Genomic DNA, 13,858 nt, shown 5'->3' with positions numbered 1-13,858 from the left:
CACCGCCCGGCCGGCCGCGCCGGGCCGTCCGGGCGGGCCCCACCACCCGGCCGGCCGGCGGGAGTCCGCGCCCGGCAACACGGCGTGGCCGTCCCGGCGGGCACTCCCGCCCGGCCGGCCCGCCGGGCGACCGCGCCGGGCCGCACCGCCCGGCCGGCCAGGCGGCCCCGGCGGGCAACCGCACGACCCCGAGCACACGAGCGACGACACGAGGGAAACCCATGGACAACCGTACGGAGGACCGGACCCTCGCCGCCCGCGCGGCGCTGCACGCCCGGACCCGGCCCGACCAACCCGCGGTGATCTGCGAGGACCGCGCCCTGACCTACGCCGAACTGCACCGGGAGAGCAACCGGACCGCGCACGCGCTGCTGGCCGCGGGCCTGGCGGCCGGGGCCAGGGTGGGCTACCTGGGCCGGGAGTCCGAGCGCTACTACGACCTGGCGCTGGGCTGCGCGAAGGCGGGCGTGGTGCTGGTGCCGGTGAACTCGCGGCTGACGGTCGGCGAGGTCGAGCACATCCTGCGCGACTCGCAGGCCGAACTGCTCTTCGTGGAGCGGGAGTTCAGACCGCTGGTGGACAAGCTGCGGGCGGTGCTGCCGCAGCTGGCGCGGGTCGTCGAGATGGACTCCGACCGGCACGTGGCGGGCGGCTTCCTCGACTGGAAGGCCGGGCTGCCGGACACCGAGCCGCCGGCGGCCGGCGCGGCCGGCTTCGACGACGCGGTGGCGCAGCTGTACACGAGCGGGACGACCGGGCTGCCCAAGGGTGTGGTGCTGGCGCAGCGGACCTTCTTCACCTTCATCGCCGACACCCGCGCGGCCGGGGTGGACTGGATCGACTGGCGGCCCCAGGACCGGGGGCTGAGCTGCTTCCCGGGGCTGCACACCGCCGGCTTCGGCTGGTTCATGCACTCCTTCAACGCCGGCGCCACCACGGTGGTCATGCGTCAGTTCCTCGCCGACGAGGCGACCCGGCTGATCGGGCGGCACGCGGTCACCACCCTGTGGGCGGCGCCCGCGATGCTGCGGATGATGCTGGCCGAGCGGGGCACCACGCGCGAGACCTTCGCGACGCTGCGCAAGGTGGTCTACAGCGGTTCACCGATCGACCGCGAGCTGCTGCTGACCTGCATAGACGTACTCGGCTGCGAGCTGGCGCAGGGCTACTCCTCGGCGGAGGCGGGCAGTTTCCTGACCGTTCTGGCGCCGCAGGACCACACCGCGGACAGCCGGGTGCTCGCCTCGGCGGGCCGGGCCGTGCCCGGCGTCGGGCTGCGGATCCTGGACGGGGAGGGCCGCGAGCTGCCCGCCGGCGAGGTGGGGCGGGTGGTGGTCAGGAGCCCGGCGCGGTTCCTGGAGTACTGGCGGCTGCCGGAGGTGACCGCCGGGGCGCTGTCCGGGGAGTCCGGCGAGTGGCTGTCGATGGGCGACATGGGCCACCTCGACGCGGACGGCTACCTGTTCCTCGCCGACCGGGTCAACGACACCATCATCGTCGCGGGCCAGAACATCTACCCCACGGAGGTCGAGAACGCCCTGCGCGCCCACCCCGCGGTCGCGGAGGTCTCCGTGTACGGGGTCCCGCACCCCGACTGGGGTGAGGCCGTACGGGCCGCGGTGGTGCTGCGCGAGGGCGCCGGGGCGACCCCGCGGGAGTTCCTGCGCTTCCTGAACGGCCGGATCGCCGGGTTCAAGATCCCCACCGGGTACGACATCGTCGGGGCGCTGCCGCGCAATCCCACCGGGAAGGTGCTGCGACGGGTGCTGCGGGAGCGGTTCACCGGGGCCCCCGCGCCCGCGCGTTCTCCCGCGCGCGCCGGCTGACCGCCGTGGACGCCGTACGGGGTCCCGGGCCGGCGGGCCCGCTGCCCGAGGTGCAGGGCGCGTCGCGGTGGCTGCATCCGGCCGACGCCGAACCGGACGCGCGGTCGCGGCTGTTCCTGCTGCACCACAGCGGCGGCGGCGCGTCGATGTACCGCGCGTGGCCGGGGCAGCTGCCCGGGTCGGTCGCCTGCCAGGCGGTGCAGCTGCCCGGGCGTCAGGAGCGGCGGCGCGAGGCCCCGTACACCCGGCTCGGTCCGCTGTCGCAGGCCCTCGCCCGGGTGGTGTCGGACGAGCTGGACGAGCGCCCCTACGCGGTGTTCGGGCACTCGATGGGGGCGCTGCTGGGCTACCGGCTGACGGTGGAGATGGAGCGGCGGGGCCTGCCCGCGCCGGCGCTCCTCGCCGTGTCGGGGTGGGCCCCGCAGGGCTTCTCGGCCCCGGCGGCACTGTCCGCGGACCCGCTGGAGGCGCTGCGGCTGCTGGGCGGGCTGCCGGAGGCGGTGGCCGGGGACGCGGAGCTGCTGGCGGCGGCGGTGCGCGCGATGGGCGCGGACGGCGCGGTGTGCGCGGACTTCTCGGACGACGGGGCGGCCGTGGGCTGTCCCGTCGTCGCCTACTCCGGGCGCGGGGACCCCCTCCTCGCGCCCGGCGCCATGCGGTCGTGGGCCGGGCGGACTCCGGAGTTCCTGGGGTGCCGGACCTTCCCCGGGGACCACTTCTACCTGAGCGCCCACGCCCGCGCCATCACGGCCGACCTGGCCCAGCTGCTGCCGCGGTACGCCGCGGGGTGCTGAGCGGGCGGCGCTCCCGGAGAACCGGAGGTATCCCGTCATGCTGCCCCGACCCAACGAACTCCTCGCGCGCTACGTCGCGTTGTGGAACGAGAAGGACGCACGGCGCAGGCGCGACCTGGTGCACGGCCTGTACGCGCCGGACTGCGTCTACGTGTTCTACCGCAAGGATCCGATCCGGGGGCACGCCGCGCTCCTGGACCAACTGGCCTACACGCACGAGGTGTACGGCCCGATGGGGTACGAGTTCCGCTCCTCGAACAACGCGACCGGCCACCACGACGTCGTCCGGTTCAACTGGGTGATGGTCTCGGCGGCCACGGGCGAGATGGAGATGTCCGGCCAGGACATCGTCGTCCTCGCCGAGGACGGTCGAATTCAAGCCGACTACCAGTTCCACGACAGGATGCCCTCGTCGTTCGTCTACAACGACGGGTACGAGCAGCACGGCGTGGCGGTACGGCACGCCCGGCCGACCCGTACCGGCGCCGGCGGCCCCTGACGTGCGGCGGACGCGGACGCGCCCCGGCCCCGCGGCACACCGGTGCCGCGGGGCCGGGCGCGTCGCGCACGGGCCGTCAGAGGGTGGCGGCCGCCATGGCGTTCGGCACGTGCTGGCGCAGGACCAGCTCGGTGGTGGCCAGGGCCATGCGGGCGGGGCCGTCCGAACCGAGCACCTCGCCGTTGGCCAGCGTTCCGCCGACGATGAGCATCAGCGTGTCGGCGAGGGCGTCGGGGTCCTCCGCGCCGGCCTGGGCGCCCCGGTCGCGGAACCAGTTGCGCAGGCCCTTGAGGTGCAGCTTCGCCTCCTGGCGGCCGGGGTGGCCGGGCTCGCGGAACTCGCTGGAGGTGTTGTAGTAGATGCAGCCGTGGAAGTCGGGTTCGCGGACGCTGGCGTGGAAGAACTCCATCAGCGCGAGGATCTGCCGGGCCGGGTCCCCGGGGTAGGGCGCGGTGACCTCTTCGGCCCGCTCCCACCACTGGGCGTCGCTCTCGCGCAGCCAGGCCGCGATCAGCTCGTCCTTGCTGGCGAACTCGCGGTAGAGCAGGCTCTTGCCCACTCCGGTCGCGTCGATCACCTGCTGCATGCCGACGGCCCGGACCCCCTGCTCACCGAAGAGTTTGGCCGAGGCCTCCAGAATCCGCCGCCTCGTGCCTGGTGCCGGTGTGCGCGCCATGTCTGAACTCCTTCCCCTCTCCCCCGCGGTTCCCAGCATACGTTTGACACAGGGGTTTGTGAGCGCTAGAAATGGACCGATCAGTCCAGGACTGATCGGTCCGTCATTCTTTCCGTAGAGCCCACTGCTGCCACTGCTTCCGACGACACTCCGATCGGAGTCTGATCATGACCGAGGCATCCCCGACCTCCCCTCCTCTCGCACGGGTGGTACCGCCCGCCCCCGCGGTCAAGAGCCTTCCCCTGCTGCTCCTGGTCGTGTGCGCGGTGCAGTTCCTCGACGCGATGGACATCGCGAGCATGGGACCGGCCCTCCCCCTGGTCCAGGCGGACCTGGGCATGTCGACCTCCGCACTCCAGTGGGTCGTCTCGGCGTACGCACTGGGCTTCGGCGGGTTCCTGCTGCTGGGCGGCCGGCTGGCCGACCTGTACAACCGCAAGAAGCTGCTGATCGGCTGGCTGGCGGTCTTCGTGGTGGCCAGCGTGCTCGGCGGCATCGCCGATGACGGCGTGGTCCTGGTCGTCGCCCGACTGCTCAAGGGCGTCAGCGCCGGCATCACCGCACCGGCCGCCATGGCGATCCTGCTCGACGCCTTCCGTGACGAGCAGTCACGCAACCGCGCCCTGGGCACGTTCCTCGCCGTGGCGTCGGCCGGTTACTCGCTCGGCCTGATCCTGGGCGGCCTGATGGCGGGCGTCTCCTGGCGGCTCGTCCTGTTCGCGCCGGCCGTGGCCGGCGTCCTGGTCGCACTGCTCGCCGCCTCGGTGGTGCCCTCGCAGCAGGAGAAGGGCAGGAGCGGCAGCCTCGACATCCTCGGCGCGGTCACGGTGACGGCGGGCGCGGTGGCCCTCGTGTACGGACTCAGCCGGGCCGCCAGTGACGGCTGGGGCGACGCGCAGACCATCGGCTCGCTCATCGCCGCCGCCGTCCTCTTCCCGCTGTTCGCCGTCGTCGAGAGCCGCCACCCGGCCCCGCTGGTGCCCCTGTCGGTCTTCCGCAAGGGCCAGCTGACCCGGTCGCTGATCGCCATGCTCTTCTTCGGCGCCTACGTCTCCTTCCAGTTCGTGCTGACCCTCTACTACCAGGAGCAGCTGGGCTGGTCCCCGCTGGAGGCCGGCCTCGCCTTCCTCCTCGGCGGCGTGCTGACCGCGGGCACCGCCCGCTACGGCGCCGCGCTGGTCACCAGGTACGGCGCGTGGCCGGTCGCGACCGGCGGCCTGGTCCTGCTGAGCATCGGCTACCTCGGCTGGGTCCTGCTGATGGGCCAGGTCGACCCGCTGGTCACCCTGTTCGCGCAGCAGCTCCTCGGCGGCCTCGGCTTCGCCGCGGTCTACCCGGCGCTGAACATCGCCGCCGTCGGCACGGCCTCGCCGGACGAGCAGGGCCTGGTCTCGGGTCTGTTCAACGCCGGCGCGCAGATCGGCAACGGCGTGGTCATCGCCATCACCGCCACGGTCTTCTCGCTCAGCACCGGCGGGATCGCCCCGTACCGGGCCGGCCTGTGGACCGTCACCGCCATCACTCTGGGCGTCACCCTCGTGGCCCTGGCGGGCGCCGCCCGCTACCGCCAGAAGGCCGCCGCCTGACCGGAGGGCGGCGCCGCCGCGGCGGCGCCGTCCTCCCCCCGATCGGCCGTGCAGCACGTCTGGCGCACCCATTGGATCCCCCGCATCCGGCGCCGGACGTGCTGCACGGCCTTGTCGCGTTCGCCCGGCGGTACGGCACTCCGGTGAAGGCGGGGCTTCATTGACACGCTCCCACCCGACCAAGTACGGTCGGGACCGATCGGTCCACTAAAGTTCCAGAGCATGTCCAGCACACTGCTGACATTCCTTCAGGGCCGAATCGCACGCCGGCGCCAGTGCACACGACACCGTTCTCTTTCCATCTCGCGGGGAGATGTTTGTGTTGCTGTTCTCAGTCCTAGGCTCCATGGAAATAATGAAACAGAGAGTCGCCGTGAGGCTCGGCGGCGCCATGCAGCAGACGCTCCTGGCGACCCTGCTCGCGGCCGGCGGATCCCTCGTCACCGTCGACTCCCTCATCCTCGAACTGTGGGGGACCACACCCCCCAACAAGGTCGAGAACGCCCTCCAGGCGCAGGTCAGCAGGGTCCGCCGGACCCTGGCCGCGGTGGAGCCCGAGCGGGAGGGCTCCCGGGTGGTGACGAGCACCTCCGGCTACCAGTTCCTCTTCGACCGGTGGGAACTCGACGCCTACCTGTTCCTCGACACCGTGGACGCGATCCACGCGCGCTCGGGAACGGACACCCTCTCCGGCCACCGGCAGAACATCGCGGACCTTCGCGAGGGGTTGTCCCGCTGGCGGGGCCCGGTATTCGGCGGACTGGCCGGCGGGCCGATCTGCCAGACCGCCTCCACCCGCTATCTCGAGGCCCGCAATTCCGCGCTCATCCTGCTCTACGATCTGGAACTGCGCACCGGCGGCCACGAGCGGATCCTCCCGGAGCTGACCGAGCTGTACTCGCGCAACCCGAACCACGAGCAGTTCTGCATGCTGCTCATGCGCGCCCTGTACCGCTGCGGCCGGCAGCTCGACGCCCTGACGGTCTACCGCCAGTGCCGGCACAACATGATCGAGTCCCAGGGCATCGAGCCCTCCCCCGTCCTGAGCCAGTACGAGCGGGCGATCCTCACCCACGACCCGATGCTGCTCCAGGACGAGCCCTACTGGCCGGTGCCGGCCCTCGTCGCGGGCTAGCCGGGAGCCCGGCGGATGGGCGAGAGCCTGCTGCTGGTGGCGCACGGCAGCCGTGACCCCCGGCACGCGCGGACGGTGGCCGCCCTCACCCGGCGGATCCGGTCGGCGCGGCCCGGACTCCCCGTGGCCACCGCCTTCCTGGACTTCGACCCGCCGTCCGTTCCGGACGGGCTGGAGCGGCTGGCCCGTCACGGCGCCCGGCGGGTGGTGGTCCAGCCGCTGCTGCTGACCCGCGCCTTCCACGCGTCGGTCGACCTGCCCGGCGCACTGCACCGGGCGCCGGCGTCCCTCGCCGTACGGCAGGCCCGCGTCCTGGGCCCGGACCCGCTGCTGACCGCCGCGCTGGAGCGCCGGCTGCACGAGGCCGGCCTCCGCCCCGGGGAGCGTACGGCGACCGCCGTGGTGCTCGCGGCCGCGGGGACCGCCGATCCGGAGGCGGCCGCCGCGCTCGCCGGGACCGCCCGCCGGTGGCAGCGCACCGGATGGCGGGCCGTACGGCCCGCCTTCGCCTCGGGCGGGACCTTCCCCCGTACCGAGGACGTGGTGCGGATGCTGCGCGCCGAGGGCGCGGAGCGGATCGCGGTGGCCCCGTACGTCCTGGCGCCGGGGCGGCTCCCGGACCGCATCGCGGCGGGCGCGGCGGCGGCGGGGGCGGACCACCTGGGCGCCGTGCTCGGCGCCGCCCCCGAACTCGTACGGCTCGTCCTGCGCCGGTACGACGAGGCGCGGGCGGGGGCCCTGGCGCTGACGGGCTGACGCGGGTACGGGATCACGGGCGCAGGCCGCGGCGGCGCAGCATCCGGCGCTCCGCCGGGGCGAAGACCAGCAGTTCGACGGCGATGCCGACCAGCAGGATCAGGACGATGGCCAGGAAGATGCGGGCCATGTCCGAGGTCTCGCGCCCGGATTCCAGCAACTGGCCGAGGCCGAGGCCCAGGTCGGGGGAGCTGGCGATGATCTCGGCGGCCATCAGGGAGCGCCAGGAGAACGCCCAGCCCTGCTTCAGGCCGGCCAGGTAGCCCGGCAGCGCGGCCGGCATGACGACGTGCCGGGCGCCGCGCAGGCCGGTGGCGCCCAGGGAGCGGCCGGCCCGCAGGAACAGCGGCGGGACCTGGTCGATGCCGGAGACGAGGCCGTTGGCGATGGAGGGGGTGGCACCGAGCAGGACGACGGCGTACATCATCGAGTTGTCCAGGCCCAGCCAGAGCACCGCCGGGGGTACCCAGGCCACCGACGGCAGGGACTGCAGGCCGGACAGGAGGGGGCCGACGGCGGCGCGTACGCACGCGACCCGGGACACGAGCAGGCCGAGCGGGGTGCCGACGGCCAGGGCGAGCAGGAAGCCCGACAGGCCGCGCCAGACGCTGGTCCAGACGACGTCGAGGAGGGTGCCCCGCAGCCACAGGTCGGCCAGGCTGTCCCACACCGCGGAGGGCGGCGGCAGCACGTGGTCGTCGGTGATGCGGGCCAGGACCAGCACCTGCCAGGCCGTCAGCACCAGCACGACGGCGGTGGCGGGGGGCAGGGCCTTGGCGAGGAGCACCCGGCGCAGCGGGGTGCGGGCTCCCTGGCGGGTTTCCAGGGCGTCCAGCCCGGCCAGCTCGTTGGCGGCGGTCCGGGGCCTGAGGTCAGTGCCGGCCATGGCGGCGGATCTCCCCTCGCAGGTGTTCGGTGATCTCCAGGGACAGGTCCGCGACCGCCGCGTCCTCGATGCGGCGCGGCTGGGCGAGGTCCACGGCCCATGCGCGGGCGACCCGGCCGGGGTGGGAGGAGAGGAGGACGACGCGCTGGGCGAGGCGGACGGCCTCGCGGACGTTGTGGGTGACGAAGAGGACGGATATCCCCGTCTCCTGCCAGATACGGGTGAGTTCGCCGTGCAGGACGTCGCGGGTGATGGCGTCGAGGGCCGCGAACGGCTCGTCCATCAGCAGCAGCCGACTGTCCTGGGCGAGGGCGCGGGCCAGCGCCACGCGCTGGCGCATGCCGCCGGACAGTTCGTGGACGCGCTTGCCGTGGGCGCCGCCGAGGCGGACCAGCTCCAGCAGCCGTTCGGCCTCCGTCGTGCGGTCGGCCTTGGCCACCCCGCGCAGCCGCAGGGCGAGTTCGACGTTCTTGCCCGCGCTCAGCCACGGGAACAGGGCGTGCTCCTGGAACATCAGGGCCGGGCGGCCCTCGGCGGTGATGGTCCCGGCGGTGGGGGCGTCGAGGCCGGCCACCAGGTTGAGCAGGGTGGACTTGCCGCAGCCGGAGGCGCCGAGGAGGGTGACGAACTCGCCGGGAGCGACGTTCAGGCTGATGTCGTCCAGGACCACCTGGGGGCCGGCGGGGCCGGGGTAGGACTTCGAGACGTGCTCGATGCGGACGGCCTGCCGGTCCGTCGTGGTGCTGTTCTCCGCGTTGATGAGGGCGGTCGCCATCGCGGCTCACCTCCCTCGGGCGTCGGTGCCCAGGCCCGCGGCGTCGACGGTGGGCTTGCGCAGGGAACCGAGGACCTCGTTGAGCGGCCCGAGGTCGTAGATGCCGTTCAGGTCGGGCTCCTCCAGGAGGCCGGCCGCGACCGCGTGGTCGGACTGGGTCTTCAGGGTGGCGGCGAGCGGGTCGTCGGTGACGAGGATCCCCGGCCAGGCCCCGTCGAGGACGGCGGGCTCCAGTTCCCTGCCGCTGAGGGTCTTCAGGGCGGCGTTGGCGGAGGACTTGGCCTGGTCCTGGTGGGCGTTGATCCACTCGTTGGTCTTCACGGTGCCGCGGAGCACGGCCTCCACGACGTCCCGGTGGGCCCGGAGGAACTTCTGCGAGACGACGACGTTCGTGATGACGAACGTGCCGCCGGGCCACAGGTCCCGTTCGTCCAGCAGGACGGTGCCGCCCTGGGCGACCAGTTTGGACGCGGTCGGCTCCGGCACCCAGGCGCCGTCGACGGAGCCGGAGCGGTAGGCGTCGGGGGTGATGGTGTTGGTGGTGCGGACGACGGAGACGTCCCCCTTGCCGCTGGCGGCGTCGACCTTCCAGCCGCGTGCGGAGATCCAGTCGAGGAAGGCCACGTCCTGGGTGTTGCCGAGCTGCGGGGTGGCGATCCTCTTGCCCTTGAGATCGTCCAGGGTCTTGATCTTGTCCGGGTTCACCACGAGCCTGACGCCGCCGGAGGCCGCGCCGGAGACGATCCGCAGGTTCCGGCCCTTGGACTTCACGTAGCCGTTGACGGCGGGCGAGGGCCCGATGAAGCCGATGTCGACGGAGCCCGCGTTCAGGGCCTCGATCTCGGCCGGGCCGGCGTTGAAGGTGGTGGTCTTGAGGACGGTCCCGCCCAGCTCCCGCTGGATCAGGCCCTCCCGTACGCCGACCAGGGCGGTGGCGTGGGTGAGGTTGGGGAAGTAGCCGAGGGTCACGGAGCCGGCGGAGAGCTTCTCGCCCGCCGCGCCGACCGGGGCGGCGTCGGGGACCTGGGCGGCCCGGGATCCGTAGCCGCAGGAGGTGAGGGCTGCGGCGAGGAGCAGGCCGAGGGCCGTGGTGCGGCGGGGGCGGCGCGGTGGGCGCATCGTCAGGGGGTCCGTTCGTTCTCGGTGAAGGCCTCGCCCGCCATGCCCGCGGTCAGGGTGGTGCCGTCGGAGGGGTCGATGAGGAGGAAGGACCCGGTGCGGCGGGATTCGGCGTACGCGTCGAGCGCGAGCGGCTCCCCGGTGCGCACGACGACGCGGCCGATGTCGTTGGCCGCCAGCCGGCCGGGGTCGGGGTGCTGGGACAGGTCGTCCAGGGTCAGCCGGGAGGGGATGTCCCGGACGATCGCCTTGACCGTGCGGGTGGTGTGCTTGAGCAGGACGCGCTGACCGACCGTGAGGGGCCGGTCGGCGACGTGGCAGACGGTGGCCGTGACGTCCTGGGTGGTGTGCGGGGCGGCCCCGGCGGGGGCGATGAGGTCGCCGCGGGAGACGTCGACGTCGTCCGCCAGGCGGAGCGTGACCGACTGGGGGGCGCGGGCCGCCGACACGGGTACGCCTAGGGCGTCGATGGCTTCGATGACCGAGGTGCGGCCGGACGGCAGGACGGTGACGGCTTCGCCGACGCGCAGGACGCCGGAGGCGATCTGGCCGGCGTAGCCGCGGTAGTCGGGGTGCTCGGCGCTCTGCGGGCGGATCACGTACTGGACGGGGAAGCGGGCGGGGGCGGCGGTCGGCCCGTCGCCGACAGGGACGGTCTCCAGGTGCTCCAGGACGGTGGGGCCGCCGTACCAGTCCATGTGCGCGGAGGGCTCGACGACGTTGTCGCCGGCCAGGGCGGAGAGGGGGATGGCGGCGACGTTCCGGAGGCCGAGGTCCGCGGCGTAGGCGGTGAACTCGGCGGTGATGGCGGCGAAGACGGCTTCGTCGTAGCCGACGAGGTCCATCTTGTTGACGGCGAGGACGACGTGGGGGACGCGCAGGAGGGCGGCGACGGCGGCGTGGCGGCGGGTCTGCTCGATGACGCCGTTGCGGGCGTCGACGAGGACCACGGCCAGGTCGGCGGTGGAGGCGCCGGTGACCATGTTCCGGGTGTACTGCACGTGCCCGGGGGTGTCGGCGAGGATGAACCGGCGCCGCGCGGTCGCGAAGTAGCGGTACGCGACGTCGATGGTGATGCCCTGCTCGCGCTCGGCGCGCAGGCCGTCGGTGAGCAGCGCGAGGTCCGGGGCCTCCTGGCCGCGGTCGGCGGAGACCCGCTCCACGGCCTCCATCTGGTCGGTCAGGACCGACTTGGAGTCGTGCAGCAGGCGGCCCACCAGGGTGGACTTGCCGTCGTCCACGGAACCCGCGGTGGCGAAGCGCAGCAGTGTCGTCGTGTCGTCCATGTCTAGAAGTACCCTTCGCGCTTGCGGTCTTCCATCGCGGCCTCGGACAGCTTGTCGTCGGCGCGGGTCGCGCCCCGCTCGGTGAGGCGGGAGACGGCGATCTCGGCGATCACGGCGTCCAGCGTGGTGGCGTCGGAGTCGACGGCGCCGGTGCAGGACATGTCGCCGACGGTGCGGTAGCGGACCAGCCGCTTCTGCACCGGCTCGGTGTCCTTCGGGCCGCCCCACTCGCCGGCCGTCAGCCACATGCCGTTGCGCTGGAAGACCTCCCGCTCGTGGGCGAAGTAGATCTCGGGCAGTTCGATGCCCTCGCGGGCGATGTACTGCCACACGTCCAGCTCGGTCCAGTTGGAGAGCGGGAAGACGCGCACGTGCTCGCCGGGGGCGTGGCGGCCGTTGTAGAGCTGCCACAGCTCGGGGCGCTGGCGGCGGGGGTCCCACTGGGAGAACTCGTCGCGCAGGGAGAACACGCGCTCCTTGGCGCGGGCCTTCTCCTCGTCGCGGCGGCCGCCGCCGAAGACGGCGTCGAACCTGCGGCTCTGGATCGCCTCGGTGAGCGGGACGGTCTGGAGCGGGTTGCGGACGCCGTCGGGGCGCTCGCGGAGCTTGCCGGCGTCGATGTACTCCTGGACGGAGGCCACGTGCAGGCGCAGGCCGTGCTTCTCGACGGTGCGGTCGCGGTAGGCGAGGACCTCGGGGAAGTTGTGGCCGGTGTCGACGTGCAGCAGCGTGAACGGCACCGGGGCGGGGGCGAACGCCTTCAGCGCCAGGTGCAGCATGACGATGGAGTCCTTGCCGCCGGAGAACAGGATCACCGGCTTCTCGAACTCGCCCGCCACCTCGCGGAAGATGTGCACCGCCTCCGACTCCATCGAGTCCAGGTGGTTCAGCGCCCTCGCAGCCTTGTCGACGGGAATGACGGTGGTCACGCGAGACCCCTCTGTTCGAGCAGCGCGAAGAGCGCCGCTGCGGATTCCCGGACGGTCTGCGTGTGCGACTCGATCCGCAGGTCCGGGTCCTGCGGTGCCTCGTACGGGTCGTCGACGCCGGTCAGACCGGAGATCTCGCCCGCGGCCTGCTTGGCGTACAGGCCCTTCACGTCCCGCTCGGAGCACACCTCGACCGGAGTGGCCACGTGCACTTCGAGGTAGTGCGACCCGGTGGCCGCGTGCCGCTTGCGGACCGCCTCACGGCTGTCCGCGAACGGGGCGATCACCGGCACCAGCGCCTTGACGCCGTTGCTCGCCAGCAGCTCGGCGACGAAGCCGATCCGCTGCACGTTCGTGTGCCGGTCCTCACGGCTGAAACCCAGGCCGGCGGAGAGGAACTCGCGGATCTCGTCCCCGTCGAGGACCTCCACCCGGTGGCCCTCGCCGCGCAGCCGCTCGGCCAGCGCGTACGCGATGGTGGTCTTGCCCGCGCTCGGCAGCCCGGTCAGCCACACCGTGGCGCCCTGGTCGCTCACGCTCATCTGCTCTGTCTCCGTACGTTCTTCGCTCGTCGTCATCAGCCGTGCAGTCCGCACTCGGTCTTGCCCCGCCCCGCCCACCGGCCGGCCCGGGCGTCCTCGCCCTCCGCCACCCGCCGGGTGCACGGAGCGCAGCCCACCGAGGCGTAGCCGTCCATCAGCAGCGGGTTGGTGAGCACACCGTGCTCCGCCACGTAGGCGTCCACGTCGTCCTGGCTCCAGCGGGCGATCGGCGCAACCTTCACCTTCCGCCGCCTCCCGTCCCAGCCGACCACCGGCGTGTTCGCCCGCGTCGGGGACTCGTCACGGCGCAGCCCCGTCGCCCACGCGTCGTACGCGGTCAACCCCTGTTCCAGCGGCTTGACCTTCCGCAGCGCGCAGCACAGGTCCGGATCCCGGTCGTGCAGCCCCGGGCCGTACTCGGCGTCCTGCTCGGCCACCGCCTGCCGGGGGGTGAGGGTGATGACGTTGACGTCCATCACGGCCTCGACCGCATCACGGGTGCCGATCGTCTCCTCGAAGTGGTAGCCCGTGTCGAGGAACACCACATCCACACCGGGGAAGGCGCGGGACGCCAGGTGGGCGACGACCGCGTCCTCCATCGAGGAGGTCACGCAGAACCTCTTCCCGAACGTCTCGGCCGCCCAGGTGACGATCTCCAGCGCGGAGGCGTCCTCCAGGTCCCGGCCCGCCCGTTCGGCGAGTTCTTGCGTCATTCCGTGTACGTGAGTCGTCGTCATCCGGCGGCTCCTTCTCAGGGGGACGCGGCGAACGGGCAGGAAATTTCTGAGCCGAGATTAGCAATGCCGACACATAAAGCACTGACGGTCCGCTGATCGCCGGTATTTTCGGCTTTTTCGGCGTGAACCAGCCACTCTACGGCTCCCACCAGCGACGACTTGCAATTCAGGGGTTTTGCGGAGTTCCTCCGGACGCACCGTCAGGGCGCTGTAAGGCTCCCATCAGCGGACCGCCAGCACCCCTGTGCCATAGTGAGCCGAAAATCGCTTGGTAATTCCCGTCGACCGGCCGGTCCGCCCCTTTTTCCGGCC

Annotated in this window: 14 protein-coding genes; 6 read left to right on the top strand and 8 right to left on the bottom strand. The window is 72.7% G+C overall.

Annotation, left to right across the window (positions count from 1 at the left end):
* Nucleotides 1-221: 221 nt before the first annotated feature.
* Genes ACZ501_RS31690 through ACZ501_RS31680 form a run of 3 tightly spaced genes read left to right on the top strand, consistent with a single transcriptional unit; the run spans nucleotide 222 to nucleotide 3,119 of the window.
* On the top strand, nucleotides 222-1,826 hold the full coding sequence (locus tag ACZ501_RS31690; protein ID WP_468800062.1) for a long-chain-fatty-acid--CoA ligase: 1,605 nt from the start codon (nucleotides 222-224) through the stop codon (nucleotides 1,824-1,826).
* A gap of 5 nt (nucleotides 1,827-1,831) precedes the next feature.
* Nucleotides 1,832-2,620, top strand: coding sequence for a thioesterase II family protein (locus ACZ501_RS31685; protein ID WP_361604382.1), 789 nt, complete (start codon nucleotides 1,832-1,834; stop codon nucleotides 2,618-2,620).
* 37 nt (nucleotides 2,621-2,657) lie between these two features.
* On the top strand, nucleotides 2,658-3,119 hold the full coding sequence (locus ACZ501_RS31680) for a nuclear transport factor 2 family protein (protein WP_361604379.1): 462 nt from the start codon (nucleotides 2,658-2,660) through the stop codon (nucleotides 3,117-3,119).
* A 76-nt stretch (nucleotides 3,120-3,195) separates the two neighbouring features.
* On the opposite strand, the gene ACZ501_RS31675 is transcribed toward ACZ501_RS31680, so the two are convergent.
* Nucleotides 3,196-3,795: a TetR/AcrR family transcriptional regulator gene (locus tag ACZ501_RS31675; RefSeq protein WP_361604376.1), complete on the bottom strand. Its 600-nt coding sequence runs from the start codon at nucleotides 3,793-3,795 to the stop codon at nucleotides 3,196-3,198.
* Nucleotides 3,796-3,962: 167 nt separating this feature from the next.
* On the opposite strand from ACZ501_RS31675, the gene ACZ501_RS31670 reads away from it, so the two are divergent.
* The 3 genes from ACZ501_RS31670 (at nucleotide 3,963) to ACZ501_RS31660 (ending at nucleotide 7,272) form a co-directional block, all read left to right on the top strand.
* The gene (locus tag ACZ501_RS31670) at nucleotides 3,963-5,381 is read left to right on the top strand and encodes an MFS transporter (RefSeq protein ID WP_361604373.1); all 1,419 of its coding nucleotides are present in this window, start codon (nucleotides 3,963-3,965) and stop codon (nucleotides 5,379-5,381) included.
* 355 nt (nucleotides 5,382-5,736) lie between these two features.
* Nucleotides 5,737-6,516 carry an AfsR/SARP family transcriptional regulator gene (locus ACZ501_RS31665; RefSeq protein WP_361610681.1) on the top strand — a complete coding sequence of 260 codons (780 nt, stop codon included), beginning with the start codon at nucleotides 5,737-5,739 and terminating at the stop codon, nucleotides 6,514-6,516.
* A gap of 15 nt (nucleotides 6,517-6,531) precedes the next feature.
* Complete coding sequence (locus ACZ501_RS31660) at nucleotides 6,532-7,272, top strand: sirohydrochlorin chelatase (protein WP_468800060.1); 741 nt, start codon at nucleotides 6,532-6,534, stop codon at nucleotides 7,270-7,272.
* Nucleotides 7,273-7,285: 13 nt separating this feature from the next.
* On the opposite strand, the gene ACZ501_RS31655 is transcribed toward ACZ501_RS31660, so the two are convergent.
* From ACZ501_RS31655 to ACZ501_RS31625, 7 genes are read right to left on the bottom strand one after another with little or no spacing between them, the layout of a single operon-like run.
* Nucleotides 7,286-8,158 carry an ABC transporter permease gene (locus ACZ501_RS31655; RefSeq protein WP_468800058.1) on the bottom strand — a complete coding sequence of 291 codons (873 nt, stop codon included), beginning with the start codon at nucleotides 8,156-8,158 and terminating at the stop codon, nucleotides 7,286-7,288.
* The gene (locus ACZ501_RS31650) at nucleotides 8,145-8,933 is read right to left on the bottom strand and encodes an ABC transporter ATP-binding protein (protein WP_468800056.1); all 789 of its coding nucleotides are present in this window, start codon (nucleotides 8,931-8,933) and stop codon (nucleotides 8,145-8,147) included. The genes ACZ501_RS31655 and ACZ501_RS31650 overlap by 14 nt, the downstream gene beginning before the upstream one ends.
* A gap of 6 nt (nucleotides 8,934-8,939) precedes the next feature.
* Entirely contained in the window at nucleotides 8,940-10,052 is a 1,113-nt protein-coding gene (locus tag ACZ501_RS31645; RefSeq protein WP_468800054.1) for an ABC transporter substrate-binding protein, read from the bottom strand.
* 2 nt (nucleotides 10,053-10,054) lie between these two features.
* Nucleotides 10,055-11,338 (bottom strand): sulfate adenylyltransferase subunit 1, encoded by a 1,284-nt coding sequence (locus ACZ501_RS31640; RefSeq protein ID WP_468800052.1) that lies wholly within the window; start codon nucleotides 11,336-11,338, stop codon nucleotides 10,055-10,057.
* A 2-nt stretch (nucleotides 11,339-11,340) separates the two neighbouring features.
* Entirely contained in the window at nucleotides 11,341-12,210 is an 870-nt protein-coding gene (cysD, locus tag ACZ501_RS31635; RefSeq protein WP_468800125.1) for a sulfate adenylyltransferase subunit CysD, read from the bottom strand.
* A gap of 53 nt (nucleotides 12,211-12,263) precedes the next feature.
* Nucleotides 12,264-12,809: an adenylyl-sulfate kinase gene (cysC, locus tag ACZ501_RS31630; RefSeq protein WP_468800050.1), complete on the bottom strand. Its 546-nt coding sequence runs from the start codon at nucleotides 12,807-12,809 to the stop codon at nucleotides 12,264-12,266.
* A gap of 35 nt (nucleotides 12,810-12,844) precedes the next feature.
* On the bottom strand, nucleotides 12,845-13,546 hold the full coding sequence (locus ACZ501_RS31625) for a phosphoadenylyl-sulfate reductase (protein WP_468800048.1): 702 nt from the start codon (nucleotides 13,544-13,546) through the stop codon (nucleotides 12,845-12,847).
* Nucleotides 13,547-13,858 lie beyond the last annotated feature (312 nt).

Source organism: Streptomyces sp. NPDC034085 (genome assembly GCF_055575555.1).
The sequence above is the reverse complement of the archived record's forward strand: the minus strand, read 5'-3'. Positions and strand labels throughout refer to the sequence as shown.